Annotated in this window: 19 protein-coding genes and 1 pseudogene; 13 read left to right on the forward strand and 7 right to left on the reverse strand. The window is 68.0% G+C overall.

Annotated elements, in window-relative coordinates:
- Positions 1-156: 156 nt before the first annotated feature.
- Positions 157-693, reverse strand: coding sequence for a hypothetical protein (locus Actob_RS18855; protein ID WP_284921560.1), 537 nt, complete (start codon positions 691-693; stop codon positions 157-159).
- A 589-nt stretch (positions 694-1,282) separates the two neighbouring features.
- Here Actob_RS18855 and Actob_RS18860 point away from each other — a divergent pair.
- The 5 genes from Actob_RS18860 (at position 1,283) to Actob_RS18880 (ending at position 7,488) form a co-directional block, all read left to right on the forward strand.
- Positions 1,283-3,568 (forward strand): glycoside hydrolase family 3 protein, encoded by a 2,286-nt coding sequence (locus Actob_RS18860; RefSeq protein ID WP_284921561.1) that lies wholly within the window; start codon positions 1,283-1,285, stop codon positions 3,566-3,568.
- Between the two features lie 161 nt (positions 3,569-3,729).
- Complete coding sequence (asnB, locus tag Actob_RS18865) at positions 3,730-5,565, forward strand: asparagine synthase (glutamine-hydrolyzing) (RefSeq protein WP_284921562.1); 1,836 nt, start codon at positions 3,730-3,732, stop codon at positions 5,563-5,565.
- 33 nt (positions 5,566-5,598) lie between these two features.
- Positions 5,599-5,973, forward strand: a complete 375-nt coding sequence (locus tag Actob_RS18870; protein ID WP_284921563.1) for a hypothetical protein — start codon at positions 5,599-5,601, stop codon at positions 5,971-5,973.
- A gap of 655 nt (positions 5,974-6,628) precedes the next feature.
- Positions 6,629-6,970 carry a hypothetical protein gene (locus Actob_RS18875; RefSeq protein ID WP_284921564.1) on the forward strand — a complete coding sequence of 114 codons (342 nt, stop codon included), beginning with the start codon at positions 6,629-6,631 and terminating at the stop codon, positions 6,968-6,970.
- Entirely contained in the window at positions 6,967-7,488 is a 522-nt protein-coding gene (locus Actob_RS18880; RefSeq protein WP_284921565.1) for a GAF domain-containing protein, read from the forward strand. Before Actob_RS18875 ends, Actob_RS18880 begins: the two co-directional genes overlap by 4 nt.
- 146 nt (positions 7,489-7,634) lie before the next feature.
- Here the strand turns inward: Actob_RS18880 and Actob_RS18885 are convergent, their stop codons facing one another.
- Entirely contained in the window at positions 7,635-8,849 is a 1,215-nt protein-coding gene (locus Actob_RS18885) for a tetratricopeptide repeat protein (protein WP_284921566.1), read from the reverse strand.
- Between the two features lie 298 nt (positions 8,850-9,147).
- Here Actob_RS18885 and Actob_RS18890 point away from each other — a divergent pair, with 298 nt between their 5' ends.
- Complete coding sequence (locus Actob_RS18890) at positions 9,148-11,556, forward strand: tetratricopeptide repeat protein (protein ID WP_284922345.1); 2,409 nt, start codon at positions 9,148-9,150, stop codon at positions 11,554-11,556.
- 237 nt (positions 11,557-11,793) lie between these two features.
- Here Actob_RS18890 and Actob_RS18895 read toward each other — a convergent pair whose 3' ends face one another.
- Positions 11,794-11,934, reverse strand: a complete 141-nt coding sequence (locus tag Actob_RS18895; protein ID WP_284921567.1) for a hypothetical protein — start codon at positions 11,932-11,934, stop codon at positions 11,794-11,796.
- Between the two features lie 3 nt (positions 11,935-11,937).
- Here Actob_RS18895 and Actob_RS18900 point away from each other — a divergent pair, with 3 nt between their 5' ends.
- The 4 genes from Actob_RS18900 to Actob_RS18915 all read left to right on the forward strand — a co-directional run bounded on the left by Actob_RS18900 (position 11,938) and on the right by Actob_RS18915 (position 15,214).
- Positions 11,938-12,378 (forward strand): hypothetical protein, encoded by a 441-nt coding sequence (locus tag Actob_RS18900; protein WP_284921568.1) that lies wholly within the window; start codon positions 11,938-11,940, stop codon positions 12,376-12,378.
- A gap of 428 nt (positions 12,379-12,806) precedes the next feature.
- Positions 12,807-13,202 carry a hypothetical protein gene (locus tag Actob_RS18905; protein ID WP_284921569.1) on the forward strand — a complete coding sequence of 132 codons (396 nt, stop codon included), beginning with the start codon at positions 12,807-12,809 and terminating at the stop codon, positions 13,200-13,202.
- 264 nt (positions 13,203-13,466) lie between these two features.
- A complete protein-coding gene (locus Actob_RS18910; protein ID WP_284921570.1) occupies positions 13,467-13,814 on the forward strand; it encodes a PadR family transcriptional regulator in 348 nt (115 codons plus the stop codon).
- Positions 13,811-15,214 carry a hypothetical protein gene (locus tag Actob_RS18915; RefSeq protein ID WP_284921571.1) on the forward strand — a complete coding sequence of 468 codons (1,404 nt, stop codon included), beginning with the start codon at positions 13,811-13,813 and terminating at the stop codon, positions 15,212-15,214. The genes Actob_RS18910 and Actob_RS18915 overlap by 4 nt, the downstream gene beginning before the upstream one ends.
- Here Actob_RS18915 and Actob_RS18920 read toward each other — a convergent pair.
- On the reverse strand, positions 15,207-15,548 hold the full coding sequence (locus Actob_RS18920; protein ID WP_284921573.1) for a hypothetical protein: 342 nt from the start codon (positions 15,546-15,548) through the stop codon (positions 15,207-15,209). The two genes, Actob_RS18915 and Actob_RS18920, sit on opposite strands and share 8 nt — an antisense overlap.
- Before the next feature lie 473 nt (positions 15,549-16,021).
- On the opposite strand from Actob_RS18920, the gene Actob_RS18925 reads away from it, so the two are divergent.
- Positions 16,022-16,513, forward strand: coding sequence for a hypothetical protein (locus Actob_RS18925; protein ID WP_284921574.1), 492 nt, complete (start codon positions 16,022-16,024; stop codon positions 16,511-16,513).
- A 158-nt stretch (positions 16,514-16,671) separates the two neighbouring features.
- Here the strand turns inward: Actob_RS18925 and Actob_RS18930 are convergent, their stop codons facing one another.
- A complete protein-coding gene (locus Actob_RS18930; RefSeq protein ID WP_284921575.1) occupies positions 16,672-16,845 on the reverse strand; it encodes a hypothetical protein in 174 nt (57 codons plus the stop codon).
- Positions 16,846-17,681: 836 nt separating this feature from the next.
- On the opposite strand from Actob_RS18930, the gene Actob_RS18935 reads away from it, so the two are divergent.
- The gene (locus Actob_RS18935) at positions 17,682-18,068 is read left to right on the forward strand and encodes a hypothetical protein (protein WP_284921577.1); all 387 of its coding nucleotides are present in this window, start codon (positions 17,682-17,684) and stop codon (positions 18,066-18,068) included.
- Positions 18,069-18,491: 423 nt separating this feature from the next.
- On the forward strand, positions 18,492-19,079 hold the full coding sequence (locus Actob_RS18940) for a GNAT family N-acetyltransferase (RefSeq protein WP_284921579.1): 588 nt from the start codon (positions 18,492-18,494) through the stop codon (positions 19,077-19,079).
- A gap of 6 nt (positions 19,080-19,085) precedes the next feature.
- On the opposite strand, the gene Actob_RS18945 is transcribed toward Actob_RS18940, so the two are convergent.
- A complete protein-coding gene (locus Actob_RS18945) occupies positions 19,086-19,910 on the reverse strand; it encodes a PIN domain-containing protein (RefSeq protein ID WP_284921580.1) in 825 nt (274 codons plus the stop codon).
- A gap of 45 nt (positions 19,911-19,955) precedes the next feature.
- Positions 19,956-21,314: pseudogene (locus Actob_RS18950) on the reverse strand (Mu transposase C-terminal domain-containing protein); the annotation flags it as partial.
- Between the last annotated feature and the right edge of the window lie 226 nt (positions 21,315-21,540).

Here is a 21,540-nt window from a genome sequence, read left to right on the forward strand (position 1 = left end):
GAAGGAGGCCTCGAGTGGTCCAGGTGCAGATGAGGTCCTTGTCGGCCTGCTCGGATCCCTGGTCGACCCGCTATCAGTCCGCGGCGGCGTGCCTTGCCGACGGTGTCCCGCGGCTGTCGGTGCCTCGCTGACGGGCGCAACAGCCCGGCAGCGTCCTCACGGCCTGGCAGGTATCTCACGGCCCAGCGCGGCGACCGCTTGCGGGGCGAACCCGTTTGCCAGCAGTGAACTGACCCGTGCGTAGTCATCGAAGACCCCGAAATTTTCTTCCGTCGGCCACAGCGACTCATCGCTGATCGCGACGCCCAGGTAGGCGAGCCCAGTTCCGGGATCCCACGTTGGATCGATCGCTATCCCATCCGTGGTGACGCACCAGCCATGAGCCAGACAGCACACCGTGCCGGACACACTGAAAGCGGCGATGCCCTCGGCGTACAGCAATCCCCGTCGGCGAGCGACCGCAGCCGCATTGCTGTAGCAGAACTGATCCGGCATCTTGTCGATCCCATCAGGCAGCGGACCGGCGGTATGAAGGCGGCCGATATCGAGCAGCAGATGCTCCTTGGTCGCGTACCTCCAGCCCTGCGGCCCTCGGTGGTGGGCGTCCACGAATTCAATGTGCGCACGCGCAAAGGCCACGAGGGCGGCTTCGGCAGCGTCGGTGCCGGAGACCTCACTTCGTCGCACGATCATCCACGCGTTCCTTCCTTGCCGGCTCGCAACGAAGTATGAACGCCGTATTCCCGCCGCAGTACGCGGCCGCGCTACTGCCACGTCACCCTGTTGCCCCGAGCGATCTACGACAGGCCACGTAACCGTTGGATAGCGCTCACCCGGGCAGCAGATGCGGTTCACGAGAAGCCTGGCGTGCATATGAACCTGCCTCGGCAACGGCGACGGGTGCATCAGCGATCCGGCTCCGGAGCCGGGCACAACACGTGCGGCGCGGCAACCGGCGACAACCGGAGACAACTTCCCGAGCCGATCACGAACCGGCAAGGTCATTCCCGGGGGACGCCACCGCTGGTTGAGGGGGACGGCCCGCTGGCGAGAAGGGACAGCCAGCGGTGGCGCCCGCCGGAACTCCGCGACGCGCTCAGGCCGGCGCCTGACGCGCGACGACCTGACTAGCTCGCCCATCCACCCGCGCGCCAGGCCGGCCATCTTGCCAATGCGAGAGCTGCTGCCTGTCCCCACTGGCTGACCTGTCACCGAAGAGAGGAACGGCATGCCCGCACACCATCGACGTCGGGGCCGGCTATCACGCGGCCGCACCGCCGCTGTGACCACCGGTCTCATCGGCGCCACACTGCTGTACGGCCAGGCGGCCTTTGCCGCCGACACACAGACGGCCACCGTCACCGCAGCCCAGACCTTCATCCAGGCCAGCGAGGGCCAGTCGGCGACCGTCACCTTCGTCCTGGGCACCAGCGACAACAAGCCCCTTGCCGGCCCGGCCACACTGAGGTACCGGACGGGAACCGGCACCGCCACCGCCGGCACCGACTACACGGCCGTGACCGGCATGATCACCTTCGCTGCCGACAGCACCCCGGGCGCTCGCAAGACGATCCGCATCCCGGTACGCCGCGACCGCAGCGCCGAGACCGCCGAGACGATCCCCGTCGCGCTGAGCCCCACCACAGCCGGGGTCACCGTCGGTGCGGGCCCGACCGTGGTGATCAACGCCAACGGCCTGCCGTACCTCGACAGGAAGCTGAGCGTCAAGCGGCGGGTGGCTGACCTGCTGTCCCGGATGAGCCTGGACGACAAGATCGGCCAGATGACCCAGGCCGAACGTGCCGCCGTCACCGACGACACCACCAGGATCGCGTCGTGGCGGCTCGGTTCGGTGATCTCCGGCGGCGGATCCGTGCCGGCCTCGAACACCCCGGCCGCCTGGGTACAGATGGTCAACACGTTCCAGCAGGCGGCCCTGGCCACGCCGCTGCAGATTCCGATCATCTACGGCGTCGACGCCGTCCACGGCCACGGCAACGTCTACGGCGCCACCATCTTCCCGCAGAACATCGGCCTCGGCGCCAGCCGCGACCCGAAACTCGTCGAACGGGTCTATCACGCCACCGCCGCCGAGGTCCGCGCCACCGGGGTCCCGTGGGACTTCGCGCCCTGCGTGTGCGTGACCCGCGACGAACGCTGGGGCCGCTCCTACGAGTCCTTCGGCGAAGACCCGAAACTGGTCACCCAAATGACCACCGCGGTCACCGGACTGCAGGGCCGCAAGACCTCCCAGCTCAACGGCCCCGACCGGGTCCTCGCGACGATCAAGCACTACGCCGGCGACGGCAACACCAGCTACGGCACCGGCGACAGCGGCTCCCCGATCGACCGCGGCGTCACCACCATCAGCCGCCGTGACTTCGCCCGCACCATCCTCCCGCCGTACATCGCGGGTGTGCGTGCCGGCGCCGGCGCCGTGATGCCGTCGTTCTCCAGCATTGACTGGACCGATGACGGGGTCGGCAACCCGATCAAGATGCACACCAACAAGGAACTGCTCACCGGCACGCTGAAAGGCACGCTCGGCTTCGACGGATTCGTGATCACCGACTGGGAAGGCATCCACCAGATCCCGGACCCGGCCGCTACCGCCGACACGCCGCTGCCAACCGCCGCGCAGGTGCGCACGGCGGTCAACGCCGGCAGCGACATGTTCATGGAGCCGAACACCGCCGAGCGATTCGAGACCCTACTCAAGGCCGAGGTCAACGCTGGGCGGGTCAGCATGACCCGGATCAACGACGCCGTGTCCAGGATCCTGACCAGCAAGTTCAAGCTGGGCCTGTTCGACAAGCCGTTCGCCACCACCGACCGCGTCGACCAGGTGGGCAGCACCGCGCACCGGGCCCTGGCCCGCGAGGCCGTCGCCGCATCGCAGGTGCTGCTGAAGAACACCGGCAACCTGCTGCCGCTGCGCTCGGACGCGCGAATCTACGTGGCCGGCCGCAACGCCGACAACATCGGCAACCAGGCCGGCGGCTGGACCCTCGACTGGCAGGGCCGCTCCGGCGACACCATCCCCGGCACCACCATCCTCGACGGTATCCGCCGGGATGCCCCGCGAGCCCAGGTCACCTACAGCCCGGACGCGTCCGCACCCATCGGTCGCGCCGACGTCGGCATCGTGGTGGTGGGGGAGACCCCGTACGCCGAAGGCTACGGCGACGTCGGCGGCCCGGCCTGGCCGTGGGGCACCGAGGCACAGAAGGAAACCAAATCGCTCACCCTGCAACCAGTCGACAAAGCCGCCATCGACAAGGTCTGCGACGCGGTCACCAGGTGTGTGGTCCTGGTCGTCTCCGGCCGCCCGCAGATCATCACCGACCAACTCGGCAAGATCGACGCCCTGGTCGCCTCCTGGCTACCCGGCAGCGAAGGCACCGGCGTCGCCGACACCCTGTTCGGCCGTCGGCCGTTCACCGGCAAGCTCCCGGTGACCTGGCCGGCCACCACCCAGCAGGTCCCCATCAACGTCGGCGACCGCCACTACCAGCCGCTCTACCCCTACGGCTGGGGCCTGCGAACCACCACGACCCGCCACCGCTGATCGCATCCGCTCCCACCGCCGCTGAACACCGTCCGCTGCCTCGATAGACCCGCCGCAGAAGCCGGCTCTGCGGCGGAACCGGAAGCCGTTCACCGCGGTACACCACCCGGCCACGACGCTCGGGTGCCGGGAGCGCTCAGTTGACCCGACCGGAGGAACGCATGTGTGGCATCACCGGGTACGTGGACTGGCACCTTCACGATCCAGGCGCAGCCGATCACCGTGACCAGATCAGCGCGATGGTCGCCACCTTGATCCCGCGCGGCCCCGACGGCCACGGGATCTCGGTGCACCGGCACGCTGCACTCGGGCACACCAGGCTGGCCATCATCGACCTCGCCGGCGGCCAGCAACCGATGACCACCCGAGGGGCAGGCGGGCTTCAGGTGGCCCTGACCTACAGCGGCGAAATCTACAACCACCGGAGCCTGCGACGAGAACTCGAAGGCCGGGGACACCACTTCACCACCCGGTCCGACACCGAAGTGCTGCTCCGGGCATACGTGGAGTGGGGTGCCGCCTGCGTCGACCGGCTGCGCGGCATCTTCGCCTTCGCGATCTGGGACGAGGGCACTCAGGAACTCCTGCTGGTCCGCGACCGGATGGGCGTCAAGCCGCTGTACTACGCCGAACTCACCGCGGGAATCGCGTTCGGCTCCGAGATCGAGGCGCTCCTGCGGCATCCCGGAGTTTTCCCCGAGGTCGACGACCAGGGGGTGGCGGAGCTGTTCTGCATGGTGCCCAACTACACCCCGGGACTGACCCCGTTCCGCGCGATCCAAGAGCTGCAACCGGGCCACCTGCTGCGGTACGGCAGAGACGGGCTCCACCTGCGCCGGTACTGGGCCCTGCAGAGCCGGCCCCACGAGCACGACCTGGCCCAGACCGCGACCCACGTTCGTGAGTTGCTAGACCAGGCGGTTCACGAGCAACTACAGGCCGATGTGCCGGTAGCGGCGCTCAACTCCGGCGGCCTGGACTCCAGCGCCGTCGCGGCTCTGGCCGCCCGCAGACGCACAGGCTCGCTAGCCACCTTCACCATCGACTACGCCGGCGCCAGCGACCAGGCGCACGCCTCGTCGACGTTTCACCGCGACCGGGACACGCCGCACGCGCTGACCGTGGCGGCGCAGATCGGATCGCGTCACATCACCCACGAGGTGAGCACCCAAGATCTCCTCGAGGTACATCACCGCGGCGTGCATGCCATGGACCTGCCCAGCCTGCCCTGCATCAACGCCTCGCTGCTGCTGCTCTTCCAGCGGATCAAGCAGGAGGGATACCCCGTCGTACTCAGCGGCGAATCCGCCGACGAACTGTTCGGCGGATACGCCTTCCACCAGTCCCCGCAGGAGCAGCAGTACCAAGGCTTCCCCTGGCAGCTGCGCACTTACCTGCCGATGCACCAGCTGTTGTCCGCCGAAACGATCGCAAGGATCCGCCCGCAGGCCTACCTGCAGAACCGATACCGGCAGGCCGTGGCTCACACGCCCCGGCTGGCCGGAGAGGTAGGGCTGCAGCGGCGCATGCGCGAGGTGTCCCACTTGACCATCACTCACTACCTGAGCTTCCTGCTACGCCGCAAGGACCGCACCAGCATGACCGCCGGAGTCGAGGCCCGCGTGCCGTTCTGCGACCACCGCCTGGTCGAGTACGCCTGGAACATCCCCTGGCAGATGCAACAGGCCCTGGGAATGGAGAAAGGGGTGCTCCGGCGGGCAGTAGCGGACCTGTTGCCGCCTTCGGTGGCGTGGCGCCGCAAGTCCGGATACCCAGCGGCACAGACCCCGCAATATCAGCAAGCCCTGTGGGCTCAACTGCGGGAGGTGCTGCGCAACCCGAGCTCACCACTGCTGCAAATGGTGGACCCCCAGCGCATCACCACGATGCTGGACCGGCACGACCGCGACCTATCCGACTGGACCACCATGCTGCGGGCCGGATACCTGCTGGAGGTCGACACCTGGATGCGTGAGCACCACATCAAGTTGGTCTGAGACCGCAGCCTCACCAAGCAGAAAGGCGAGCCGATGAGGCACGGACACGACACCGTCGAGATCACCCACCCGAAGCAGCTCGTCATCCTCGCGAGAGATCGGTTCCCGGCAGCAGTGCAACAGGCGGCCCGCCACCTCTGGTCTCACCGCCATGAAGACCGCGACGCCGGCCAAGTGCACGTGGTGCTCGACCTGCCCCACACCGCGCCGGCCGGCGCACAGCAAGCGGTGGAGGAAGGACTGCACGCCTGGCGTCGTACCTGGGACGACCTAGAAGGACAGCAGCGCTACCTACTGATCTGGGCGGCCCGGGTGCAGCGCGCGCCAGGCGCCGTCCTGGGGATGGGATCCCGGTTCCAGATACACCTTGACCTGCAATACCAGCACCTCGTGCAGGCCATCGGATAGGCGGCGACGCGCAAAGCAGCAAGGCGCCGGGCTGGCTCAATCGGCCCACCGTCAACACGAGCCAGCCACCTGCCGGCATCTGCATGCTGCGGCGCCGACTCCGCCTTGGAGAAGTCCACGGTGCCGCCAGCGAAATGTGCGCCGAAGAAGGTCACGGTGCCGCCGGTGAACCCCGCGGGGAGAACCGCACGGTACGTCGGCGAACTTTGTGTCGGAGAAGGTCATGGTGCGCCGGCGAAATGCGCGCCGGCGAAGGTCACGGTGCCGCTGATGAACTGCGCGCGAGCCAGGAGAAGGGTGCTACCGGCCGGCAGGGTGATGCCGGTGAGGTCACCGCCGTCGAGGATGGTGCCCCGCAGGTCGAAGCGGTGACCGTGCCAGCGTGGCTTGGTAACGCGGCCGGGATCAGCCTGCTGCAGGTGAGCGCCGATCAGATCGAGAATGGTGTGCCGACCTGCTGTTCCTCGCTGGCTGCCCGGTCCGCGACGAGATCGGCCGCCGGCGCGTCCGGGGCCGGTGGGTGTGCGGCCGCGGATACGACGGAGGTCGCCCCACGGCACACCCCACCAGCACGCCACGGTCGGCGGCTATCAACCAGGCAGCGTAACCGCCGATAAGGGGGTCCTGGCCGTCACCTCACTACGGGAGCTACCCGATGACCACCATCCCCGGATGGAACTATGACAAACCCACCGAGAAAGCGCTGATAGCCGAGTTCGCGAAGACCATGGGTGCCGACGCGGCGCGCAACGTGTGGGCGATGCTCTGCCGCCAGCTCGGGTTCGCCCAACCGGTGAGCAGGATCGAGGACTTGATCGCGGTCAGCGACGCCATGATGGAACTCGGGAACAACGTACGCGTTGCCGGCCGGGGCGCGCGGATCCGCCTGATCACCTACCGTGCCCTGCACGCCGCTGTCGTGGCACCGCCGAGCATGCCTGCCCCACGCCGTATCCCCGCCGGGCGTACCACCACCATCCAGGGAGAACAGCGATGAACCTCTCGACCGACCCCACGGGTATGATCAACGCTGCTGACCGTATCCGGATACTGGCCAGCATCGACCTCGACAGCCCGGCCCTGCACGCCGAGCTGGACGCGCTTGCGGCGGCCACCGCCCAGCACACCGGCATGCCCACCGGCATGGCCTCAATCGTGCTCGGCATGGCGCAGGTCGCCGCCGGATCATACGGTCTGACCGGCATCCTCGCCGAAGCCGGCGGCACTCCCGTCGAATGGGCGCTCTGTTCACGGGTCGTCACGTCCGGCAGGCCGTACATCGTGCCCGACACCACCCTGCACCCGGTCGAGTCCCGCAACCCGTTGGTCACCATGGACGGGCTACGCGCCTACGCCGGCTATCCCGTCGCCGTCGCCGGCCAGATCGTCGGCGCCATCTGCGTACTCGCCGACACCCCGCACCACTTCACCGACGACCAGCTGGTCGTGCTGCAGCAGGCAGCCGACGTCATGGCCGACGCCCTGCAACGCCACCGGAACATCGTCGCCAGCTGAAATAAACAGGTCCAGGCCGGTCCCCATTTGTGCCGGGCTCGGCTCCTCACCCGGGCCGCCGGGTAAGCAGACGTCGAGGGGAAGATCATCCTGTCGCGGTGCATCGGCTCGACCCAGCCGGGACGACGTCCGCCAGCAGGACCACGTCAGCGTCCGGTTGAGGCTGACTCTGTCTCGCTGCCGGGACCGTTCCAGATGAAATAGTCCTCTTCGTCATCCGACGGATGACATCTCCGGAGCTTTTCGACAGCCTCCATTCGGCCGGCCATCAGATGACAGGTGGCCAACAGATATCGAAGAATTGCAACGTCGTCATGGTCCTCGCCGAGCGCGGCACCTGCCTGTTCAAGGAGCCGCTCGGCGTAGGCAATGCTTTCCAGCGCCGGGTTGGTCGGCAAACCGTTCGCACGCAGCAGCTCTGTCTGCGCTCGCACTGTCCGAGCGTCTCCGGGGCCCAGTAGCCGTTCGTGATCCGCGGCGATCTCCGCAGCCAGCCGCACCGCGTCCTCGCGGTCCATCTCCGGGAGATAGTGCAACCGGTATTGCCGTTCGCGGGCCTCCACGGTGTGCGGGTGTAACGGCCCGAGCCGGCGAATCCGGTCGGCGGCGATCCGCCCCCAGCCGGAGATTGCCCGCACTCGAAGGCCGCTGATCTCCGCAGCACATTGCTTTCGATACCACTGCTCGAATAGTCCGGCCAGGGTGAGCAGAGCCTGCAGCGTCAGTGGGTCCTCGGGCCCGAGCCGTTGCTCTCGTTCGGCCAGCACCTGCTGCCAACCGTGCACGGTTCGCTCCCGCAGCTCCCGCAGCTCCCGCAGCTCCCGCAGCTCCCGCAGCTCCCGCAGCTCCCGCAGCTCCCGCAGCTCCCGCAGCTCCCGCAGCTCCCGCAGCTCCCGCAGCTCCCGCAGCTCCCGCTGTTCCGCCTCCGGGTACTGACGCGCCAGGGCCTCCCAACTGTGCAGCGTGTCCGGATCAGTGGGCCCGAGAGCACGAGCTCGGTCATCGGCGACGCCACGCAGCGCAGCTACCAGTTCTTGGTGCCCGGTGTTGGCCAGCTCCCCATCATCGGCGTCCATGACAAGGTGGTAGCGCCGGAACGCCAGTTCGAAGCGAGCTGTGAGCGTGTCACGGTGGTCCGGACCGAGAACTCGCGCCCGGCTGTCGAGCACCTTGGCTGCCTGGCCGGCAGCCAACTCCTTCCATGGCGACGGGTCGTCGTCCATGTCCGGGAGCTGCGCGTAGGCCTCGATGAGGCGATTTCGCATGTCGACCGTTTCGAGGTCGTCGGCGCGGCCGTCCGTCTCCCGGACAGCGAGGGCAGCCTCCAACTGTCGGACACGGACGAGCTCGGTACGGCGCATCCGCCAGACGGTACAGCCAACCCGCCAGCTGCAGAGGGCCGCTCCAGCCGGTTCACAGCGACGCTGAGTTAGAGTCAAAGGTTAAAACACAAGCTTGCGGATCTGCTGCAATAGCAGCCGTTCCGACGGCAAAGGCCGTTCCACTTCCTTGGTTCCGGAACGTTCCAGTCTTCGGAAGTGGAACGGGCGTGGCTTGTCTGTGCGGGTACGCAGCGCTGGTGCGATCGACTGGGATCCTTGAGGTGTGACGGGTCAGGATCCGGCGGGTAGGCGTCCTCGGTGGTGGTGGTTGCTGCTGGTGGAAGCGGTGCTGCTCGTGCTGCTCTCGGCAGTGACAAACGTGTTCACAGGGTTGCTGCCAGACGGATGGAAGTGGGCGCACAACCTGCTGTGGATGGGTGTGTCGTTCGGGGTCCTGGCCGTGTTGACCATCGTGATCGGCCTGGTGCGGCAACGCAGGGAGCTGCAGACACCGGCTGCTTCGGTGCCGCCGGTGGGGTCGCGGTCGGTGACGGCGGGCAGCATCAGCGGGATCGTGTCGACCGGCGACGGTGCCACCATCACGCAGTACGCCGCGCCGGCGGCGCCGCCTCCGCCGGCGGCGCCGCCTCCGCCGGCTGAGGTGCCGGCACCGGACGGGTTGGTCAACGTGGCGGTCGCGCCGGGGGTGTTCGTCGGCCGTGGCGCGCAGTTCAAGCAGCTCGATGATGTACTGGCCGAGCCAGGGACTGCGGTGGTCCAGGCCGTGCACGGGTTGGGCGGGGTGGGTAAGAGCACGCTGGCCGCGCGGTGGGCGTGGCAGCACCGTGACCGGTACCGGCCGGTGTGGTGGATCGACGCCGACACGACGGCCGGTATCGACGCCGGGCTGGTCGAGTTGGCCACCGCTTTGCAGACCGAGCTACCCGGCGGCCTGTCGCTGGAGGTTCTGCGGGAACGGGCGTTGCAGTGGCTGGCCTCGCACGACGGGTGGCTGCTGGTCCTGGACAACGTGAACGACCCGGGTGACGTCGCCCGCTTGCTGGCTCGTGTCGGTACCGGCCGGGTGCTGGTCACCAGCCGGCGGGCGACCGGCTGGGCGGGTATCGCCACCGCGATCGCGTTGGATGTGCTCGACCTCGATGACGCCGTCGAGGCGATGCGACTGATCCTGGCCAGCAGCGGCCGTGACCGCGACGCCGACGGGCTTGAGCAGGTGTGCCGGGAGTTGGGCTGTCTGCCACTGGCGGTGGAACAGGCCGCGGCCTACCTTGCCGAAACGGGGCAGTCCACCGGTGCCTACCTTCAGCTGTTGAAGCAGTATCCCGCCACGATGTTCGCCCACGGCGGTGAAGGTGCCGGTGAGCGCACCATCGCCCGGATATGGCGGGTCACTTTGAACCAGCTCACCGATACCCCGCTGGCCGGCGACATCCTGCGGATCCTGGCCTGGTACGCCCCGGATGCCATCCCCCGCATCCTGCTCGACGGGCTGGCCGACCCCGCCACGACCGCTCGGGCGATCGGCCGCCTCGCCGCCTACAGCATGATCACCGCCGACGAGGACACCGTGAGCGTGCACCGGCTGGTCCAAGCCGTCGCACGCATTCCCGACCCGGACGACCCGCACCGGCAACCCCACGACATCCGCACCGCACGCAGCCGCGCGATCGCGCAGATGCAGGCCGCGATACCCGACGACTGGCGTACCCCGCAGAACTGGCCTGCCTGGCGGGTCATGACACCGCACATCGAAGCTCTCGCCCAGCACAACCGCAACCACACCGAACCCGACGCTGCCGCCAGCCTGCTCTACAACCAAGCCGCGAACTTTCTGCACGATCAAGGCGTCATCAGCCGGGCGATCCCGCTGTACGAGCAGGCCCTGGCCGACCGCCGGCGGGTGCTTGGCGACGAGCACCCCGACACGCTGACCTCGGTGAACAACCTCGCCGGCGCCTACGAGACAGCCGGGGATCTGGGCCGGGCGATCCCGTTGTTCGAGCAGGCTCTGGCCGACTGTCGTCGGGTGCTCGGCGACGACCATCCGAACACGCTGACCTCGGTGAACAACCTCGCCGCCGCCTGCCAGGCGGCCGGGGATCTGGGCCGGGCGATTCCGCTGTTCGAGCGGGCCCTGGCCGACCGGCGGCGGGTGCTCGGCGACGAGCACCCGCAGACGCTGACCTCGGTGAACAACCTCGCCTACGCCTACCGGGCGGCCGGGGATCTGGGCCGGGCGATCCCGCTGTACGAGCAGGCTCTGGCCGACTGTCGTCGGGTGCTCGGCGACGACCATCCGCAGACGCTGGCCTCGGTGAACAACCTTGCCTACGCCTACCGGGCGGCCGGGGATCTGGGCCGGGCGATTCCGCTGTGCGAGCAGGCTCTGGCCGACTGTCGGCGGGTGCTCGGCGACGAGCACCCCGACACGCTGACCTCGGTGAACAACCTCGCCTACGCCTACCGGGCGGCCGGGGATCTGGACCGGGCGATCCCGCTGTACGAGCAGGCCCTGGCCGACCGTCGGCGGGTGCTCGGCGACGACCATCCGAACACGCTGACCTCGGTGAACAACCTTGCTGGCGCCTATGAGACAGCCGGGGATCTGGGCCGGGCGATCCCGCTGTTCGAGCAGGCCTTGGCCGGCTGTCGGCGGGTGCTCGGCTACGACCACCCGACCACCCGAGTGGTGCAGAAGAATTTGGCCAGCGTACTGAAGCGGTGAAGCCGCAATCCTGGATGCCGTTCCACTTCCTTGGAACCGGAACGTTCCAGTTTTCGGAAGTGGAACGGGCGGGCTTGTCTGTACGGGTAGGCGGCGCTGGTGTGATGCCGCATGGCGCATCGGCTGGGATTCTTGAGGTGTGACGGGTCAGGATCCGGCGGGGTAGGCGTCCTCGGTGGTGGTTGCTGCTGGTGGAAGCGGTGCTGCTCGTGCTGCTTTCGGCAGTGACAAACGTGTTCACAGCGCGGTGACCATCGCCTCCTGCTCGGCAGTGCCGAGGCGGCGGCCGTGCAGCATCGCCTGCACGTCGTCGCGGTAGAGCGGAAAGATCAACTCTGGTAGGTTGACGCCCGCCAGTATGTTCGAGAACGGGGACATTTGATGACTGTTATTTCTCGTGTGGCCCGTACGGTTGCCACGTCGACAGTCGCCGCCATCGCGATGGTGGGCGGCGTGACCGGTCCCGCTGCAGCGGCCTATCCCACTGCGAGTGCTCACTGGACCTGGGGTGCCACTGCCGTTAACGCTCTCGGCACCTTCTACAACCGCAGTGTCCATGTCGGAGTTGATATTCGCATTCCCGCTCACGAGTGTCGGGGCATCATCATTGTTGCGTATGCGCTCAATGCTTCCAACAACAAGCTGACCCAGCTCGGCGATAACCGCGAAGCCGACTGCAACTACGGAGAAGCGAGCGGGAACTTCCGGTTCGACATTGACGCCGCGGCCAACGTTGCGGGCGGTGCCAACCAGATCGAGGTCATTCTTACGAATGGCGGAAGTACAGTGCTCGGCCCGTCCCGGGTGCTGTACAAGATCTAATCACCGTCCGATACGCAGAGAATCCCCGATGTCCTGTGTTCATGCAGGTCAGCGGGGGTTCCGCACAACGGTGACTGTAAGCGCCTACGTCAGGCAGCGTACGAACACAGCAACCCGGTAATCGGAACCGTCCGACTCGCGTACGGAGATGATCCCAAGCCCGACGCGGCGCCGATCCGACCGGACCAAGTCCGGACCCATGGTCGCAAGGCAGATCGGAAGCCCGTTCGCAGTGCGTCGAGCTCGCGTCCTTCGGCAGCACGCCGTCACCGCCGCGGCCCCGGCTCAGACTTACGCCCCGAACCCTTCGCCACCGGAAGCAAACGCCCGCCACTCACACCGCAAGACGGGGCGGGTTCCGGGCCGGGAAGGGTGTGGAGAGCACCCCTGCTGGATGGGAGCCGACAGGCGGTCTCATCCTGTTGACCATGACCGTTGTCGCCGGCGTGCTGACCGCCCTGACGCCCACGTTGCCGAACATCGTCATCGCGGTGTGCACCGGCGTGTTCACCATCGTGGCAGGGTTCGGCGGCATCCGGATGACGCAGCGGTACGGGGAGAAGCAACGCGAGCGGGAGCGCACCGCGGCGGCGAACGCGAAGGTTGAGGCGGTGGTGCAGGAGCTGATCGAGGCGGTCAGCGAGCTGCGGATCGACCTGAGCGTGCACCAGCCTGCCTACAACGGCTGGCGGCCGCGGCTGATGCTGCTGGGGGATAGGCGCTCCAATCGGTCCTGGCCCACCGGCTCCAGTCGTCGGCCGTGCTGGGCGCCAGTCCGATCAGGGTTGCGAGCACGGGTGCGGGTAGTTCGGCGGCGAGGCTGAGTAGAGCGGTGTTTCGGCTGGCGGCGGTGGGAATGCCGTGGCGGCGCAGAAGGCCGGCGAGGGCGTAGGGGTTCATCGGGCGGCTGGGAAGCCGGCCGGGGAAGAGGCCTCGCCGTAGCAATCAGCGAAAAACCAACGGCAACTCTGGTCAGAGCCGATGTCGACAAGCGTTGCCGTTGACTTCGCGCAGAAAACTACGTGAAGGCCGGTTGGCGCTGATCGACGGATTGACCTCATAGAAAGATCATCTTTATATTGGTCGGCATGTCCGCACCCATGCGTGAACCCACGTTCTGGATTCTCACCGCGCTGGCCCCGGAACCCCGGCACGGCTACGGGGTGATTCAGGAGGTCGCCCGACTCTCCACCGGTTACCTGACCTTGCAAGCCGGCACCCTGTATGCCGCGCTCGACCGGCTCACCGCACAGGGCCTGGTCGAGCCGGACCGGCAGGAAGTCGTGGACGGCCGACCCCGACGCTACTACCGGCTCACCAGCGACGGCGCCGCCGCACTGGACGCGGAGGCCGAGCGGCGGCGAGCGAGCGCCGAGGCGGCGACCGCCCAACTCGCGGCCCGCCGTCGTTTCGGCCTGGGTCTGGTATCGGCGTGAGCCGCCTGGCCCGCCGGTACACCCGCTGGGTGCGCTTCTATCCGCCCGGACCACGCCGGGCCGAGCTGCTGGGCACCCTGCTCGAGTGCGCGCCGCCGGAGCGTGCCCGGCCGACCGCCCGTGAGGTGGGCAATCTGGTCCGGCACGGATTGCGCGCCCGGCTGGGCCGCCCGAAGAGCACCGGGGTGGTCGTACTGGCCACTCTGGTCACGCTGGTCTGCGGCCTGTTCGGCGCGGCCGCCGCGACCCGGGTCGGCTGGGAGTTCGCGCCGTCGTTACCGGTCGGCGCGCAGCCCGCGGCGCTCGCTGCCACCGTCTTCCCCGGCCAGCAGGTGTGGGGCGGCGGCGACGCGCGGCTCTTCGACGAGAACGTCGACGCGGAATGGACGTCGCAGTACGGCTCCGTCGACTACTGGGTGAGGCACACCGTGCAGACCCGGGACGTGCACACGTACGCACGAGGCGCCCGTGACCGGCTGGCCGCAGCCGGCTGGCTGATCCAGGACGGCGCTGCGGACGGCGAGTCGGTCGAGTTCTCGGCGACTCGGGGCGGGCTCTTCCTTACCTATTCCGGCTTTTACGTGCCGGATCGCCCCTGGTACGACTCCGACGGCGTGACCAGCTTCGAACTGAGCCGCGCGTCCGCGCCGTCGTGGCTGCCCTGGGTGGCCGTGGCGGGCGGAGGGCTCGCCGCGGCCACCGGCTGGCTGATCTTCGGCTGGGCGAGCCGGCGCAGCGAGGGCGACCTCCTCCGGACCGGCTTCGGTGCCGTCTTCGCCGGGCTCACGCTCGTCGTGGCGACGCTCGCGGTCCTGCTCGCCAGCGGGTACTACCCGCCGACGCCACGGCCCGAGGACGAGGCGTTCTGGGCGATGCTGTGGAATCTGCACGACGGGTTGGCCCTCTTCGTGCTGGCCCCGGCGCTCGCCGCAGTCATTTCGGCGGCCCTGCCGGGCCGCGTGCAGGTCGCCGTGTGGGCGGCCCTGACGGTGGTCATGCTGGGCGCGGCGAGCGGCGTGCCGACCTGGCTACGCGGATCGTGTACGCCATCCGGACCACCGCCGAACCCGTCCGCCGAGGACGCAGCCGGCAGTAATCTGGCCCGTGTCTTCGTCTATCAGGACTCGACCAATGAGCAACGCAATTTGGCCGAGGCCGCGATCAACCGGGTATGGGGCGCCGGTGCCTCGTCCTTCCACCACGACCCGACCAGCGTGGAGTACCGGTACGCGTACTGCGACGGCCGACGGCTGTCCGGTGACTCCGGCAACCGGCTGCCGTACTTCTGGGAGGTCGCCGTGTCCGCTCCGAACAGGTTGCCGGCGCTGATGGCCGAGGTCGAGCATCTGCCCGGCGTAGCAGCGGTAAGGCTGGGCCGGCCCTACTGGGCCTTCACGTAGTTATCTGCCCGAAATCAATGGCAACGCTGTCAACCGGCTGATAACGCCAGCGGCGCGACCGCTTGTCGGCCCGGTTGTAGCTTCCAACGAAAATCAACGACATCCCGAAGCGGCAGAAGGAAGGTCGGTGACTGCGGGAAGCTTCACGACGACGCGGTCGGTCGTCCTGCGTGAGGCTAACCCCCTGGTCACCATCGACGGAATCAACAGCTAAGCCGGCGTCCCCGTCACCGTCGCCCACTGCATCCTCGCCACCGAACCCCATCAGTTCACCGACGACCGGCTCACCGAACTCACCACAGTAGCCCAGCAGATCGCCACCCTGCTCCAGCACTACAGCGACCTCGACTGAACCTCCGCACCCACCGCCCGGGCCGTAACCCGAGACCGAAACGAGCGCCCTCATCACAGAAACGCACCACCCCTCTCACCGCGCAGACCGCCCCCGCTCGTATCCCGGCAGGCGGGCTGCCCCTTGGCGCGCGGGGTTGAGAGAGGCCGGTCAGCGGTGATCTTGTCCGTTAGCCAAACCTTCAACGGTCACTCGCATGGGACAGCTCACAGTCGGCTGGAGCGGCTCGGGCATCTACAGCGACGCCGACCGCGAAGCCGCCGTCAACAGCCTCCTCACCGACCGTTGACCAGCGAGGTCGCCGTCCTATTGCCGGTCTCCGGCGTATTCCGGTCGGCTCCGCATTTCGCGGATTGAGGGGACGGTTTCCGGCAAAACGAAGTCCCCTGGCGGGGATCCCGGGACCCGTGCAGCACGTCTCAATCACCACTGTCGTCGTGGTGGAGAGGTGCTGGATGAACAAGGTAGTGATTGCCGCCGTCGCAGCGGTCGTGGTCACGGGGACGGCGGTGGCCGGCGTCATGACGGCCACCGGTGCCAAATCAGCCGCGCGGTCACCGCAGCACGCGGTGCGGCCGGTCGTGGCCGTCTCGTCGTCGGATCCGGTGGTCGGCTGGAGCGAGCCCGACCACTACCGGTTCGATCTGGGCAAGCTGCCGTGTGTGATTCCATCGAATGCACACCTGCTGGGCCCGGCCTGGGCGATTGAGGTCCTGCACCGCCGCGTCGTCAGTGTGAAGGTCCTCATCGATGTTCCGGGATCCATGAAGGACGTCACGGCACTGCCGACCCTGGGGGAGTTGACGAGGGTGGCCTCAGCGGCACATCGCACGGGATCACCGCACGTCTCCTTCGACTGGCGGGACGGCTACGCACAGGCGATCCCCTCTGGCGGAACCGACCGTGACCCGGAATGTTTCAGCGTTCAGAGCTACCAGGTCCTCTGACTCGCCAACCTTTCGGGCCGGCCGGCGAAAGGACACCGATCGCCTTCGGGGCTCCCTCTCGGATCGTGCGCGCGGCCGCAGGCTCCCTCGTCGCGATCCGTTCCTCCAGTCAGACGGCATTCGTAGCTGTAGGGGTTCCCGTAGTCCTGGCGGAAAAATCAACGGATATCGCTGACGACGTCGACCAGGTGCTGGCAGTGCGGGCAGATCGGCACGCCGATCGGCGCGGGCTGCGGGACGACCACGCCGTGGGTGGTGCAGGTGTGATCGCCGGGCCGTAGCCGTGAGGTGATCCCGGCCCAATCGACGGGGCCGGCGGGCGGGCCGGGCATGCTGGCCAGGGTATGACTCCGGTGGCCGCTACCGAGCCGGTCGTCGCCCCGGCCCGGCAGGCTGGTGCTCGGAGGCAGCGGGCGGGGCCGATATCAGCGGGTCCCGGCCCCGCGCCGTCAGCTGTGCTGGAGGCGCACCTGAGCGATGCCGGGCGGGGTGGGGCGCAGATGACCTGGCGGGCCCGGTGGCGTGCCGAGCATCCGGACGCGGTGCGCGTCGACCGGTCTACCCGGTGGGGCAATCCGTTCCCCGCCGAGGAGCACGGCGCCCGCGGCCGCCCGTCGCGGCGTAGCCGGCGGGCGCTGCTGGACGGCGCGCTGCCCGGATCTCCGAGCGCTAGTAACACCCCATCCCGGGGGTGTTACTAGCCTCTGACCTGCGCGGTAGCGCTGCGCGGGCCTGGGCGCCGGGACCTGCGGACGAGCTGTGGGCTCCTGTGTCGCCAGGATGTGGCCAGAGGGTCGTTAACGTGTCGCTTGAGCAGGCCGACCGTGACCGCGTTTGACCAGGTCAGCGCCAGTAGTAACACCCTGTCGGCAGGGCCGACATCTTTGCCGGCACAGGACCACTCCTCGCGAGGTGTCGCAGGAGTGGGTCCTATGGCGTGACGATCCGGCCCCGCGTGGCGCGTCGCCGGAGCCGGCTGTTGAGTGACAGCCAAACATCACTCTGATGGACCCGCCGGATTACCCGCGCGGATAGTCGACGGGCCGCAGTGCCCAAGCTCATCGCCGCCTGATCAGCTCGGCACCCGAAGACGCCCGGCTCGCGGCTATGAGCAGACGTCCCGGAGCGGCGATAGACGTGTCCTGCCCAGTCATCGATCATGATCCTCATGGAGGATCAGCAGGCGCCGCGGCCGGTCGAGGGCGAGGCGAAGGTCATCACGCTCTGCGGCTCGACCAAGTTTGAGGCTAAGTTCGCGGAGGTCAACCAGCGGCTCACGATGCAGGGTTGCGTCGTGATCAGCCTCGGGATGTTCAGCCTCCCCGATCTGCCGGACTACGACTGGACAGTCGACAGCTCGGACATAAAGGGGCGGCTCGGCCGCGTGCACTTCCAAAAGATCCGCATGGCCGACGAGGTATACATCGTGGATCCGGGCGGCTACATAGGTGAGTCAACCCGACGGGAGATTGCCTACGCGGAGTCGCTCGGCAAGCCGGTCCGGTATTTGAGTCGCGAGCGGTTGGCGCGAACGGGAGACGGCCCCCAAGAGTGAGCAGAACCCCGAGCTGACCCTGATGTGGGCTGACAACGCCTACACGGGCCTGACCGACTGGGCACGCAACAACGTCGATCTCACCTTCAAGGTCGTGAAGAAGCCACCGAACCAGATCGGGTTCAAGGTGTTGCCCCGCCGGTGGATCGTCGAACGCTTACTCTCATGGCTGATGCGGGCCCGCCGTAACACCCGCGACTACGAACGCCTCCCCGAACACTCCGAAGCCCACATCACCTGGGCAAACATCACCCTCATGACCCGCCGGATCACCCGGGGGGGGTCGACGGTCTGCGCTACCCGAGCCCTGCGCTGCCTGATCAGCTCGAACTCCGGGAACGCGGATCGTGGCAAGCTGGCAACCGACTTGCGGTTCGCTGCGCCGCCGAGCCTTGGTTGCTATCAACTGCGATCATCGCGGGAATGCACCGGCTACGCCATGCCACTTACGACGACATCAGCGCTGTCCTCGCCGTGCTCAACAGCGCGGTGGCATGGCTGCACCAACGTGGCAGCGATCAATGGGGCGGCATACCATGGCACGCCGACGAACTCCTGCCAGATCTCCACACCGGCAGCCTCTACCTCGCCGAGACCGTCGACCGCATTCCGATAGCGACGATGAGCCTCAACGACACGCCCGACGAAGACTTCTGGACCCCCGACGATGACCCGCACGCCGCCCTCTATCTGCGCCACCTAGCCGTCGACCGCCGAGCGGCGGGGCACGGCATCGGCGCTTGGATGCTGCATCAGGCCACCAGACGTGCCGCCGATGACCGCAAGAACTGGTTACGTCTCGACGCGTGGAAGACCAACGCTCGCTTGCACACCTACTACCTCGACCACGGTTTCGAGCACGTCCGCACCGTCGACGTCTCCGGCCGCAACTCCGGCGCCCTCTTTCAACGCCCTACGGCCGTTCGCCCCGCCGTCACAGTGACGCCTGCGCGAACGGAAGCTTCCCCACCCTTACGCATCCACGGCGCTGACCAGCGAAAACAGGATTGAAGACACTCACTTACGAAAACGGTCCGCTGGCAGGCCTAGCACCGGCAGACTCATTTGCCCCGCGCGTAGCCGCATCCCGAAGTCGCCGGTGAGCACTCGCACTCCGACCTCTGGATTGAGGGCGGCGATGTCGGCCGCACACCGGAGGATGGTCAGGTCCGCGTCCAGGCCGCGTTCATCGCTGGCAGTCCAGATTTCCAGGGTGCTGCCGTGACGCAGCGGTACCGCCTCGCCCGCGGCGGTACCGCTGAAAGTCCGTTCGAGGAAGCGGATCGCCGTGGCTGCCCGTCCGGGCAACAGTTTGCCGTCGCCATCCTTCTGACGGTCCAGTTCGTCGACCACCCGCAGCGGCACGATGATCCGCGCCTGAGTGATGGACTCGCCCTGCTCCCGTAAGGTCTCACGCCAGTCGATCTGGTCCGGCGACTTCCAGACGATCAGGATGTTCGTGTCGATGACGACCGGTAGGCCGGGACGGCCCGCAAGCATCTTGAGCGCGTCTAACTCAGTACGGGCCTTACCGAGGGCGTCGCGTTGCTGGTCGATCTCCATCCGGAAGGCGTCATTGAGCGCTCGCATCTTCTCGGCCCGCTCACGAGCGCTGGCGGCTGTCGACGCGGTGCGAGTGTTTTCGAGCAGATGCCAGTAGCCGTCCGAGCGCATTCCGGTGGCCAGGTCCGGTGAGATGAAGGTTTGCCGGAGTTGTGGATAGGACTCGGCTACAGCGTCCTGATACGACTTGCTACCGCCGGCCACGTTCGTCCAGCAAGTCTCGGCGCGGCGCAGGACCTCGTCAGCGTCAGCGAGACGGACACCGGCCTGGAACTTCATGGCCGCAACCGTACAAGAGCAGCCTATGGAGAAGACCTACGGGCCAGCGGCCGCGAGCTCGGCGGCAGCCTCGTCGCGGGTCATCGCCCCGAGCGGCCGGGCCGGGCCCGCGGTCATCGCCGCCGCGTACCGCTGACGGCGGGCGTTCTCCGCCCGGCGCAGCTCCGCTGACAGCCGATCGCGGCGTGACTGCCGGGCCCGGCGCCCCGCCGTGACCTGCTCCGCGCTGGCCTGATCAGCAAGTCCGGCCGCGCCCAGATACGTGCCGGTACGGGCGTCGAACACCTCGACCTCGTGGTCGTGATGCGGCATCCACCGCACCCGCACCTGCACCCCGGCGTACCCGCCCATTCACGTACCGACGTAGAACCGCGATCGCCACTGCACACCCTTGGTCGTGATCCGCTGGACCTGGCCGTCGTCTTCGAGGGTGAACAGCCGCAGGTCGCCAGCCGGCACCGTGGTCAGCGGCGTCGGATCCTGCTCCCACGCCTGCAGCGGGCTGAGCCCGTCGAGGGTGTCCATCGGATGCTCGTTCCACCAGCGCACCCAGGCCAGCAACTCGTCGACGAACACCTCGAACCGCAACGCCGGCGCATCCGGATCGGCCGGGCGCCGGTTCGCCAGCCGCGGTGCCTGGGTGTAGCGCGGCAACCCGGCGAAGAACATCGACTTCGCCGCCCCGTTGAGCGTCTCCGCCGAACCCTTCAAATGCGGCGTGTATCCGGGCGGGTCCGCGATCCGGACCGCGAACACCGCGCACGCCGCGGCGACCGTGCCCGACAGGGAATCCTTGCCCCGGTCGATCCGGATCGCCTCCGGCAGCCCACCGGCCGGACCGTACGGCTCTTCCACGCTGATCGCCGCGCGCAGCGCCGCCAGGATGCTCTCCCGGCTCGGCGAATCCGGCGTCACCGCGGTGCCCAGCACCACGTTCGTCGCAGCGTCGACAAACCAAGTCACCCACGGCTTCACCAGCCGCCCATCGACGTCGACCTCGACCGGCGCCTCGACATGATCGGCTTCCCACGTCTCGTTACGGTGCGTCGGCGGCCGCTGCAGGAACACGTCATACGCCCGCGCCGCATGCTCGCCCTTACGCAGCCCAGCCCGGTCACCGGGCGACAGCTGCCGATCCACAGCGCGGTACAGCGTGGCCAGCGACGGCGCCCTCGGGCCGCCGGCCGCCGCGGCGTCGACCCACTCGCGGTGGACCGCCACGACGCTGCCGCGCCAGTACGCCAGCCGCTGCCGCACCTCGGCCGTAACGACGAACCGCTTCCTGCTCGGGGTGGCCTAACCGGTCGCGGCCGCCACCCACCGCCACACCGTGCGCTCGCTGACACCCAGACCCTGCGCCGCCGGCAACGTCCCGGCGGCCGCAAGCTCCACCAACCTCCGCACCGCGGCATCGCGCAGCGTCGTACCTCTCGGCTCGTCCGTGCTCATCCCGGCGCCGCCCTCGATCGACCTCCATGGATCTCGGCGGCGTCAAGCTACGAGAAACACCTCGCCAGCCCTCGTGCGACATGCCCCACGCACTGACACGAGATGAGAAGACCTACTGACAGGAAGTGAGAAATCCACTGCCATTCAAGCGAGAAGTCTCAGCCCCCACGAAGATCATCTT

The sequence above is a fragment of the Actinoplanes oblitus genome, assembly GCF_030252345.1.
In the GTDB taxonomy this organism is placed as follows: Bacteria; Actinomycetota; Actinomycetes; order Mycobacteriales; family Micromonosporaceae; genus Actinoplanes; species Actinoplanes oblitus.